The organism is Cronbergia sp. UHCC 0137 (assembly GCF_034932285.1).
Taxonomy (GTDB): Bacteria; Cyanobacteriota; Cyanobacteriia; order Cyanobacteriales; family Nostocaceae; genus Cronbergia.
In genome coordinates this window covers 1-10,874 of sequence record NZ_JAYGHC010000071.1, presented here as the reverse complement: position 1 = coordinate 10,874, position 10,874 = coordinate 1, and the positions used below count along the sequence as shown (strand labels likewise).

13 protein-coding genes and 1 pseudogene are annotated in these 10,874 nt (G+C 40.6%); 1 reads left to right on the top strand and 13 read right to left on the bottom strand.

Annotated elements, in window-relative coordinates; all coding sequences use genetic code 11:
• Positions 1-38: 38 nt before the first annotated feature.
• The 13 genes and pseudogenes from VB711_RS23845 to VB711_RS26555 all read right to left on the bottom strand — a co-directional run.
• Positions 39-332, bottom strand: coding sequence for a FeoA family protein (locus VB711_RS23845; RefSeq protein WP_416233612.1), 294 nt, complete (start codon positions 330-332; stop codon positions 39-41).
• Between the two features lie 34 nt (positions 333-366).
• The gene (locus VB711_RS23840) at positions 367-666 is read right to left on the bottom strand and encodes a 2Fe-2S iron-sulfur cluster-binding protein (RefSeq protein WP_323288873.1); all 300 of its coding nucleotides are present in this window, start codon (positions 664-666) and stop codon (positions 367-369) included.
• A 100-nt stretch (positions 667-766) separates the two neighbouring features.
• Positions 767-1,144 (bottom strand): iron-sulfur cluster assembly accessory protein, encoded by a 378-nt coding sequence (locus tag VB711_RS23835; RefSeq protein WP_323288871.1) that lies wholly within the window; start codon positions 1,142-1,144, stop codon positions 767-769.
• Positions 1,145-1,192: 48 nt separating this feature from the next.
• On the bottom strand, positions 1,193-1,975 hold the full coding sequence (locus VB711_RS23830) for a HesA/MoeB/ThiF family protein (protein ID WP_323288869.1): 783 nt from the start codon (positions 1,973-1,975) through the stop codon (positions 1,193-1,195).
• Between the two features lie 10 nt (positions 1,976-1,985).
• The gene (gene nifW, locus VB711_RS23825; protein WP_323288868.1) at positions 1,986-2,303 is read right to left on the bottom strand and encodes a nitrogenase-stabilizing/protective protein NifW; all 318 of its coding nucleotides are present in this window, start codon (positions 2,301-2,303) and stop codon (positions 1,986-1,988) included.
• Positions 2,300-2,500: a CCE_0567 family metalloprotein gene (locus VB711_RS23820; protein WP_323288867.1), complete on the bottom strand. Its 201-nt coding sequence runs from the start codon at positions 2,498-2,500 to the stop codon at positions 2,300-2,302. The genes nifW and VB711_RS23820 overlap by 4 nt, the downstream gene beginning before the upstream one ends.
• A gap of 391 nt (positions 2,501-2,891) precedes the next feature.
• Positions 2,892-3,368, bottom strand: a complete 477-nt coding sequence (locus VB711_RS23815) for a NifX-associated nitrogen fixation protein (protein ID WP_323288866.1) — start codon at positions 3,366-3,368, stop codon at positions 2,892-2,894.
• Positions 3,365-3,784, bottom strand: coding sequence for a nitrogen fixation protein NifX (gene nifX, locus VB711_RS23810; RefSeq protein WP_323288865.1), 420 nt, complete (start codon positions 3,782-3,784; stop codon positions 3,365-3,367). Before nifX ends, VB711_RS23815 begins: the two co-directional genes overlap by 4 nt.
• Before the next feature lie 98 nt (positions 3,785-3,882).
• A complete protein-coding gene (gene nifN, locus VB711_RS23805) occupies positions 3,883-5,217 on the bottom strand; it encodes a nitrogenase iron-molybdenum cofactor biosynthesis protein NifN (RefSeq protein WP_323288864.1) in 1,335 nt (444 codons plus the stop codon).
• A 286-nt stretch (positions 5,218-5,503) separates the two neighbouring features.
• Complete coding sequence (nifE, locus tag VB711_RS23800; protein WP_323288862.1) at positions 5,504-6,871, bottom strand: nitrogenase iron-molybdenum cofactor biosynthesis protein NifE; 1,368 nt, start codon at positions 6,869-6,871, stop codon at positions 5,504-5,506.
• Positions 6,872-7,059: 188 nt separating this feature from the next.
• Entirely contained in the window at positions 7,060-7,380 is a 321-nt protein-coding gene (locus VB711_RS23795) for a Mo-dependent nitrogenase C-terminal domain-containing protein (RefSeq protein ID WP_323288861.1), read from the bottom strand.
• A 451-nt stretch (positions 7,381-7,831) separates the two neighbouring features.
• Positions 7,832-9,367, bottom strand: a complete 1,536-nt coding sequence (gene nifK / locus VB711_RS23790; protein WP_323288860.1) for a nitrogenase molybdenum-iron protein subunit beta — start codon at positions 9,365-9,367, stop codon at positions 7,832-7,834.
• Positions 9,368-9,563: 196 nt separating this feature from the next.
• Positions 9,564-9,722: pseudogene (locus VB711_RS26555) on the bottom strand (nitrogenase molybdenum-iron protein alpha chain); the annotation flags it as partial.
• Between the two features lie 189 nt (positions 9,723-9,911).
• Between VB711_RS26555 and VB711_RS23780 the strand changes: the two are divergent.
• Positions 9,912-10,874: site-specific integrase (locus tag VB711_RS23780; protein WP_323288899.1), on the top strand; the 963-nt coding region annotated here is incomplete at its 3' end.

The following is a 10,874-nucleotide window of genomic DNA, read 5'->3' as shown; positions in this document are numbered from 1 at the left end:
GAGATAAAATCTATCATCCTTAAATCAAGGTAGAATCCTTATTGAATAATACGCACATAAATGGCGCGGGCTATTTCTCGCTCTATGGTCATTGATATATAATCAACTTTAATAATTAAGGAAGGAAAATTTTGTTCTAAAATAATAGAACTTCCGGTTTTTATTCCCATTAATATTAATTTTTTCCGAATATTTTCATCTTGGGTTTTACAGACAGCAACAATTCCTTGCTCTCCGGGTTTTAGTAATTCCAACGAACAACCTGAAACATGAAAAGGAGTAAACATTGTTAGATCAAGATAAATGATGAAAAGATGAAGGATATTGAACATCCTCCATCTTAGTTTAAATTAAAGCATCAAAACATTAAGCGAGGTAAGGTTCTTGATGGGTTTTGATTGTAGAGTTAGAACGGGGATAGGTAACGCATAATAGAGCGAAACCTTTTTCCATTTGCTCGTCATCTAAGAAGATTTGGTTAGATTGATCAACTTCACCTTCCACAATTTTGCCCACACAGCTAGAGCAGGAACCGGAGTGACAAGAGAAGGGTAATTCAATACCTGCTTCTTCTGCTGCTTCTAAGATTGTGGTATCTTCATCACACTCAATGGTGGTGTCGAGGTCTAGTTTTTTGTTGAGCAGTCTTACTTGATAAACAGCCATTTTCCGATTCTCCTCAAACTTTAATAGGATTGGTTTTTCTGAATGTTGAAAAGTCTACCTAAGCAATTCAAAAGAAATAACTTCCTACATTTGAATTGTTTTAGCTGCAAGGTACGCCTGTAGGTGTACCATCATCTGTTTTAAAAGACTTTCCGCAACCACAGGTGTCAGTTGCATTGGGGTTAGTGAATTTGAAGCCGCTATCCATTACTCCCTCAACAAAATCGACAACTACACCTTCTAATAACGGCGCACTTTTAGCATCTAAGTAAATCAATACATTACCTTGTTGAATTACTAGATCATCTGGTTGGGGTTTGCTGGTAATATCAATGCCATATTCATAGCCACTGCAACCACCGCTTTTAACAGAGATGCGGACACCTTTTTTAGTGGAGCTATTAGATTCGTCGGTTGCAGAACCTCTTAAAAAAGCCCATAGACGAAATTCTGCTTTTTCGGTTAAAGTAACAGTCATCACATCTCCTGATTTGTGGCGATTATTTTGATATTTAGATGTGGGGTTTTACACCGTTACAGATTGGGATTGGGAGTATCGCCAAGGTGCTGTATTACCGCATACTGGACAATTGCGATCGCGCTGAGAACGACGTTTAGCAAATTCCATCCGATTTAGGTCAATTGTCAACAATTCTGATAACAAAGGTTGACTAAAACCAGTAATTAACTTAATTGCTTCCAGAGCAGTTAGACAAGCCAGTGTCCCAGAAACAGCCCCCAGAACTGAAAAACCACGTCGGTCCCAATCTGGTTTTTCGGGAAACAGACAGGATAAACAAGGCGTTACCCCAGGAATAATGGTTGTTATGTAAGCATCCATACCATCCATTGCGGCTTCTACCATTGGCTTACGCGATCGCACACAGGCGGCGTTTAACAAGTTGCGCTCGGTGAAGTTGTGGGCGCAATCTAGAGTCATATCCGCCGATTGTACTAATGCGTCTACATTTTCTGGGGTGATGTAATCATGAATTGCTTCCACTTGGACATGAGGATTCATTGCGTCCAGAGTTTCTTTCGCTTTCAATACTCTTGGCTTACCTACCCAATCGTCTGTCATGAGAACTTGACGATTCATGTCATCTAGCCGCAAGTCACCACCCCGGACTAAGATTAGTTTTCCCACACCTGCTGCTGCTAAATAAAGCGCGGCTGTACCACCTAATCCCCCCACACCTGTTACCAAAACTGTCGCAGATTTCAGGCGTTTTTGAGCTACTTCGCCAAAGTTAGGGAGCATCATTTGGCGACTATAGCGTTCTAATTCGGTAGGCGTTAGGTTGATCAATTTTTACCTCCTAATCAGATGTAATTTCTGTCAGCGTGACTACATTTTTAGGCTTATCGTTAAACACTTTGAACAGCTTTTGTTCGTGGGGTGTTGATTCAACAAAAACCTGATAAGCTTTTTGCAAAGCTAAAGAATATTGATTTAATTTTTCTGCGTCTGTGAGTGCAGAGGAATTATCATCAATTTCTTTGATGTATTGGGAAAACTTTTTCAAAATGTGTAAACGATTAATGTTTACGAATGTTTGATCGTAGGGTAATTCAAAGAAGATCAAAAATTCTTCTGTGTCTACGAGGGTTCTGAATTGTTCAATGGTTCTATTCATTTGCTGTTCTCCATCTGTTTTAGTTGTTGCTTCATTTCATCTAACTGGCGGTAGATTTCATAGGTTTCTGCGGCAACATCCATAAGTTTTTTGTAATCTGTGGGTAGTCCTTCAGCTAAATCATGCAGATCCATTTTCATTTGACCGGCTTTACTGTTTAGCTTTCTAATCTTTCCTTGCAGTTCGTCTATTGTCATTAATTGGTGATGGGTGGTGAACGAGTAGTTAGCGGTGGTGAACGAATAATTAACTCAAGTTGCTAGTTATCTAGTTAAGGCTGGTTAACAAGGTTCGCTGAAGCCCGAAATTCTTTTTTAAACGAACCGCAGAGGCGCAGAGGACACAGAGAAACAAAAAGAACAAATTTTTAACTCAACTGTATTGTGTTTTAATCCTGCAAATTCTCTAATCCTGGACATCCTGATATGGCTACGCCACGCTGCGCTATCAGACATTTTACTTAACTAGCAACTCACGTTAATTAGCGGTGGTAAATGAGTAGTTGGTAATCGTGAACGAATAATTGGTGGGTGTTGTGTAGAGACGTTCCATGGAACGTCTCTACATTTTGTGGGAAAATATCTGGCGTTAAATTTTGCCAACTTCGGGGAATTGTTTGGCTAATTCAATGCCTTTTTGGGTGAATTTTTCGCCTTCTTCTGTTAGCTTTTCGATGGAATCGAAACCGAAACGATGAGCATCACGTAAGGTTTTGACAGCTAACAATAAACGACCAGAAAAGACTAACGCCCAACCAAATCCTTCATGACTTAAATCAACTACAACATTAGAAATTAATCCTGTTTCTTTTTCAATGCTGGCGGCTACAGCACGGAAAAAGGCGTTGATGCGTGACTGAGTTGCTGGATCTACTTCACCTTCAACGGAAATTTCTCGTTTTTTTTGTTTGGTAACAACGAAGGGTTTAAGCATCAATTCATCAGACCAACTCCGGTAAAAGCCATAGCTATCTTGAGCGCGGATTTGTTGGACTAATGTTTTGAGGAAAGGTGAGGTGATTTCTGTGGTTGTAGGGGTGGCGTTTACACCGTTATTTTGGTTCATACTGCTGCTTCGTTTTCTATTTCATCTGCAAAGTTTGGCTTGTTTTTTTGGAGAGCTTTACGCAGCCAAGGTGGAGGATTCCCTTTGAGGGTTTTGACTAATTTATTGAGTACATCTTCAATTTTTTCTTCTTCTGATTTGGCTTTGACGGGTGTTACACCTTTTTTAATTAAACGAGCGGCTGCACTTCCACCAATTGCAACAACATAAACTATTGTACAATCATGGAGTGATTCAAGTTTGGGTGTAATTTTATCTTCGTTACCGTCTTCTTTGAGTTCACCTTCAAACTTCAGAGTTTCGATGAATTGGTATCCTTCATCAGAAATTTCATAGACATCTATTTCTTTAGCCCAACCAAAGTGAGCGTTAATATGAATTCTGTCTGTTGTGGTGAAGGCTATTTTCACTTTCATTTGTCCTTTATTGGTTTAGAGGTAAATTATTCGTTTGTCCCATAATCTAAAACCCCACCCCTAGCCCCTCCCCGCAAGCGAGGAGGGGGACTGGATTATTAATTAGACGTGCTTTTTAGGGGTGGAAATTCTCTCATAATTAATGATTCCTCGGCTTCTAAAAAGAGGTTTCCCATCCCAAATAAAAGTTCCATTGTGCCGCGATAACCGACTTTGGTAAATTGACCATTACCTAAGCGGTCATAAATGGGGATTCCGAGACGATAGAGGGGGATGGAGAGGTTTTGAGCGATCGCTCTCAGGTTAGAGTTACCAACTAGCAAATCGCTACCTACTGCTAATTGTGCAAAATCTTCTAAATCGCCAATAGTCACAGTTTTGAAGGGGAGATGTTCAAGTAAAGGCGATCGCGTTGTGGTGACAGCAGCATGGATTTGCGCTCCCATTGATTGCAAAAACTGTACCGTTGTCCACAACAAATCCGGTTCTAAGGCCAAAGATACCCGTTTTGCACCAAAATAAAAGTGTGTATCTAACATCGCATCTTGTAATTGACGACGTTGACGGCGATATTTTTCGGGAACTGGATTACCACTCAACACGGAAAGGGCTTGGAGAAACTCATCCACAGGTTCTAAACCGGTCAAATCTCGAAACACCTCAAAGGATGTTCCAAAACGCTCTTGCAGAATCTTGGCTGCACCGCGCATACTTTCACCCAAAGCCAGAGTAAAGGCCGAACTTCCCAAAGAACGCAACTGTTTTAGGGTTGTCCCGCTTACCGTCACCGCGCTATATTCATCTTCCAAATGACCATCTAAAGAAGCGCCTAAATCAGGAACAAAAATCGGTTCTAATCCAAAAGATGTGACGATTTCCCGGACTTCTTGGACATCCCCAGGAGTGAAAGCTGCACCAGCCAAAATTGTGACTTGTTCCGGCTTAATTCCCCCCGCTTTGGGAATTTCTTTAACAATACTTTCCACCGCAGATGCAAAACCATCTTGTAAAGCCCCTTTAAAATCGGGAGTGGGTGCGAAAGCGATCGCTAAATGGTCAAGTTCTGGATGACGTTTACGAATTTCTTTTAAAAAACCCTCTATATCATCACCGCGTGTTTCCGTCAAACCAGTCGTACACAAACCAATAATTTCTGGTTGGGCTTTTTCCACCAAAGTGAGAATCGCTTGCTCAACATTCTCCTCACCCCCCAAAATCGTTGTCACCTCGGTCATAGCTGTAGTAGCTAAAGGAATCGCTTCCCGAAAGTGACGCACTAAAACCACTTTAGCAAAAGCTGTACAACCTTGAGAACCATGAAATAAAGGCATAGTTCCCTTTAACCCCAAAAAAGCCAAAGCCGCACCCAAAGCCTGACTCTGCTTTAAAGGATTAACTGTAACTGATTTATTAGAACTATCAACAATCGCCATAATATACTGCTCTAATTTTTGACTTTTCGGGGACTTCCAAAAAATAAATTACCCGGATTAACTAACCACAGAGGCACAGAGAACACAGAGGAATGAGGATTTGAGATTGCGTCGGAAGTCTCGTAATGACAGAAATAAATTAATCCTGTAAATCCTTTAATCCTGGATATCCTGATTCAGACAATTAAGGATTTGAGCCTCGTAATGACAGAAATAAATTAATCCTGTAAATCCTTTAATCCTGGATATCCTGTTCGCGTAGCGTGGCGTTAGCCATATCAGACAATTAATCCCAAGGAGCCGGCTTACGAACCTGATCCCAAACAGGACTGTAAAGAGCCTCATATAACTCCCGCGCCATTTCCACCATTCCCACATAACCCGCATAGGGATGATGACGCTCTTGATTAATATCCAAAAAGGGAATACGAGCCTTGAGAGCCGTATATTGATTTCGACCCCCAGCGATAAGCATATCTGCGTTAGTATCTCTAACTAATTGGAGTAACTCTTGAGCATTACCCTTTTCCAACATAATGCCATCATTACCCAGAAGTCGCTTAATTTTAGCCTTATCTTCCTCAGTGCTTTTTCTGGTACTGGTCGCCACAACTTCAATCCCCAAATCCTTAGCTGCGGAGATAATAGACCAACTTTTCACACCACCAGTATATAGAACCACTCTTTTACCACGGAGGCGATCGCGATAGGGAGCAAGAGCAAGATCCAAAGCCGCAGTTTCTTCAGCAATCAATCTTTCCGTCCGTTCTTGCAAATCTGCATCACCCAACTTAGCAGCAATAGTTCGCAGACAACTATTAATATCATCAATACCGTAAAAAGACTCCTCAATGTAAGGAATATCATAACGTTCCTCCATTTTTCGAGCCATATTTAACAGCGCTCGTGAACAGATCATCACATTCAACTTAGCGCGGTGAGCATAACAAATTTCTTGATAACGAGCATCTCCCGTAATTTTCGATAAAACCCGAATCCCTAACTTTTCAAATAAAGGTAAAACCCCCCACATTTCCCCAGCAATATTGTACTCACCGATTAAATTAATATCATAAGGAGTAGTATATTCAGGTTCAGCAGTGCCAATCACATAATCCAACAAAGCCTCACCACCAAAACGATTACCTAGATTTTTACTACCAATAAAACCAGGAGCAATCACCGGAATAACTGGAATCCCAAATTTCTCCTTAGCCACCTTACAAACAGCATCAATATCATCACCAATTAAAGCAGTAACACAGGTAGAATAGACAAAAATAGCCGCCGGATTATAACGTTCCTTAACCTCCAAAATTGCCTTATATAACTTCTTTTCCCCACCAAAAATTACATCATTTTCGCCCACATCAGTAGTAAAGCCAGTCTTGTAGAGCATCGGACCAGAAGACAGACTACCACGACTCCCCCAAGAATTACCAGCACAAGCGATCGGACCATGTACCAAATGAGCAGCATCAGTAATTGGTACTAAAGCGATCATCGCCCCATCAAAAGCGCAACCCCCTTGAGCAGCACCAGGTTGAGCCTGTTGAGTGCAAGACTTATTTTTCTTTTCCCCCTGTTTCTTTTCATTATGTTCACACCCCGACTCACTAAGTAACTCATTAATTTTGCCTTGGGTAATTTTCATTTCTCTTACTCAATAGAATAAATATCTAACAGGATTTAGGCAAAAATCTTCTTCACATAATATTCACACAGATAAACATAAAAAAAAGACATCTATTTATCTTTCTTCTCTCTGCGCGCCAGTTGCTACAAGTCGGGAAACCCGCCCAACACACTGGCTTGCCTCCGCGCCTCTGCGTGAAAAAAATCCTAGCAAATATACCTTGTGATATCTTCCCCACATTCATCAACAAGATAAGACAAAGCCCGAAAACGCAAAGCCACAACCTCATCATACAGAGGATTCAATTTACATAAAGCCGGAATATGAAAAGTCCGACCAAATACCTGAATATCTCGCTCAAAAGGACAACAGCAAGGAATTACTTGACAAATTCGATGAGCAAAGCGAGAATTTTTAACCTGAATGCGATCTAAGAGCGATCGCAACGGACGTAAAATATCAAAAGAACCCCCCGCCTTCGGTGGGTGATAACTAGGCTGAGGATGAGAATGAGGAACTGAACTCATAATAAATACCCCAGGTAAATGCGATAAACATCTAAACACGAAACTTGGAGCTTGGAACTCAAAACTTGGAGCTTAGACCCCGAAACTTGGAGCTTAGAACTCAAAACTTGGAGCTTAGAACTCAAAACTTGGAGCTTGGAACTCGAAACTTGGAGCTTGGAACTCGAAACTTGGAGCTTAGAACTCGAAACTTGGAGCTTGGAACTCGAAACTTGGAGCTTGGAACTCAAAACTTGGAGCTTGGAACTCGAAACTTGAAAAATATACCCATCCTGAATATATAGATGTAAGGGTTTAGCAGTGCTAAACCCCTACCACACCACTAAATTAGATGATTTTTCATTAGTAGTTTTAGTAGGGTGCGTCAGACCCAATAATTCATCAATAACAGACGTTTAACATCTGACGCACCTGACGATTAGGACAGGGAAAACCCCGCCCCTAGACATTCCTAACGAATCAAATCGTAAGAAATATCGGTCTTAGAAGCAATGTTGGTGTGTTGGTCGATATCTTCAAAGATTGTATTCACAATCCAGTTGAGGAGGTTGATAATACCTTTATAACCAACAGTAGCGTAGCGGTGGTAGTGGTGACGATCCATGATAGGATAACCGATTCTCACAAGGGGAACCTTACAATCGCGCCACAGGTACTTACCGTAGGAATTACCAATTAGTAAATCTACTGGTTCAGTAAACAACAACGATCTCATGTGCCAAAGATCCTTACCACCCCAGATTTTAGCGGTCTTACCAAACACACTAGAATCTAACAAAGCTTGAAGTTCTTTCTCGAATACTTCATTGGTGTTGTGAACCAAGATATGTACAGGTTCAGCACCCATTTCCAACATGAAACCGACCACACTGTAAACCAGGTCAGGATCACCATAGATAGCGAAACGCTTACCATGTAACCAAGAGTGGGAATCTGTCATTGCGTCAACAGCACGACCACGTTCAATTTCCAACTCTTCAGGAATAGCTTTACCAGTCAATTCGCTGAGTTTCATCAAGAACTCGTCAGTTCCCTTGATACCCCAAGGACGAGAAACACAAACGTCTTGACCCCATTCCTTAGCAATGTATTCACGGGTCTTAGTTGTGGAATAAGCTTGGAGAGCAACAGTAGCCTTAGCATTGATAGAATCTGCTGCATCTTCTAACTTAGTACCACCTGGGTACATATCAAATTCACCAGTGTTGGGTGAATCAACATAATCACTGTTATCAGATAACAGAGTATAGTCAATACCCATCAAATTAGCAATCCGCTTGATTTCGCGGTTGTTTTCTACATAGGTATCAAAACCAGGAATGAAGTTGATTTTACCGTTGCTCTTGGCTTTCTTCTGACCTGCGGTTAAAGTAGTCAGGATTCCCTTCATCATGTTGTCGTAACCAGTGATGTGGGAACCAACGAAACTAGGAGTGTGAGCAAAAGGTACTGGGAAATCTTGAGGAACAGAACCAGCTTCCTTAGCGTTACCAATGAATGACTGTAAGTCATCACCGATAACTTCTGCCATACAGGTGGTGCAGACAGCGATCATTTTTGGCTTGTAAAGGCTGTAGGAGTTAGCCAAACCATCGATCATGTTTTGCAGACCACCGAACACAGCAGCGTCTTCAGTCATTGAAGAAGAAACGCCGGAAAATGGTTCTTTGTAGTGACGGGTTAAGTGGGTACGGAAGTAAGCCACACAACCTTGAGAACCTTGAACGAAGGGAAGAGTACCTTCAAAACCAACAGCCGCGAACATAGCGCCCAAAGGCTGACAACCCTTAGCTGGGTTAACAGTCAAAGCAGTACGTTCAAAGTTCTTTTCACGATATTCCCAAGTCTTTGTCCATTCAGCAACCCGTGTTACTTCTGCGGGGTCGTGACCATTTTCAAACTGTCTTTTATTTTCAAACAGTTGTTGGTATTCTGGCTGGTGAAATAACTCAACGTGGTCTTGAATTTTTTCTGGATTTTGTGGCATTTCAGTAACTCCAAGCTTGCTGTAATTTTTAATGAAATGGTAGATGTGGGGGTTTTTCCCGTGGGTTGAAATAGGGAATATCCTTCAAAATTCAGAATGCAAAATCCAAGACTTTGAATTTTTAATTTTGAATTTTGGATTCCCTACTCCCCTGGGGTAAACACCCCAGGCTACTCCCCTACTCTTTGGTATGTCCCTAGACTGCTGCTTTAGCCTTAGCTTTAGCTTGAGCCTTTTTATTCCAGGGAGCGCCAATTAGTCCCCAAGTTGGGCTATTGAGTGCCAAATCCATGTCACGAGCAAAGATAGCGAATCCGTCGTAACCGTGATAAGGGCCGGAGTATTCCTTTTGATGATTTAATGGCTTTTAACCGCGTCATGTTTGCAGAGAGCAATGTCAGCGATAAACTATGTTTGTAGATGACACATTTATTTTTAGGCTAAATATAGGCTAAACAGACAGCAATGAATAAACACAGTGAGGCTTAGGGCTGCATCTCCATTGTACATTTTTGCTGTGCGATCGCTACAACCAAGAGAAGATATGACAACGAATTTAGCACTAGAATTAGAACAAGTAAATCTGCGTCTGAAGTCTGCAAAGACAAGAGTAACAATTCGAGAATCAAATAGATGTCTGCAATTACGGGCAACTTTACCCATTAAACCCGGAGATCAGGATACAAGGGGAACGGGAAGAAAACAATACAATATCACCTTGAATATTCCAGCTAACTTCAATGGACTGAAAACGGCTGAAGAAGAAGCTTATGAATTAGGAAAGTTAATTGCTAGAAAAACCTTTGTTTGGAATGATAAATATTTGGGAAATGAGTCCATTAAAAAAGATTTACGCACTATTGGTGAGTTATTAGCAAGGTTTGAGGATGAATATTTTAAAACCCATAAACGCACTACTAAAAGTGAACATACTTTTTTCTATTATTATTCTCGAATTAAGCGTTATACAAATGCTGATAATTTAGCAAATGAAGCAGTTTTAATTAATGCCATTGAGAAAATAGATAAAGAATGGGCTAAATATAATGCGGTGAGGGCTATTTCTGTATTTTGTCAAATTTTCAAAATTGATATTAATTTAACTAATTATTCTAAAGTTCCTGAAAGTAATTCTCGGAATGTTCCTACAGATAAGGAAATAGTTACTGGATTTTACAAGTTTGATGAATATCTGAATAATCGAGGTAAGCAAGTTAATCAAGATGTCAAAGATAGCTGGCAACTTTGGCGTTGGACTTATGGAATGTTGGCAGTTTTCGGTTTACGTCCCAGGGAGCTTTTTGTTAATCCTCATATTGATTGGTGGTTGAGTGATGAAAATACAGATTTAACTTGGAAGGTTGATAAAGATTGTAAAACTGGTGAAAGGGAAGCTTTACCTTTATATAAGGAATGGATTGATGAATTTGATTTAAGAAATCCCAAATATTTAGAAATGTTGGTAACAGCAATTAGTAAAAAAGACCAGAATAATCATGCAGAAATT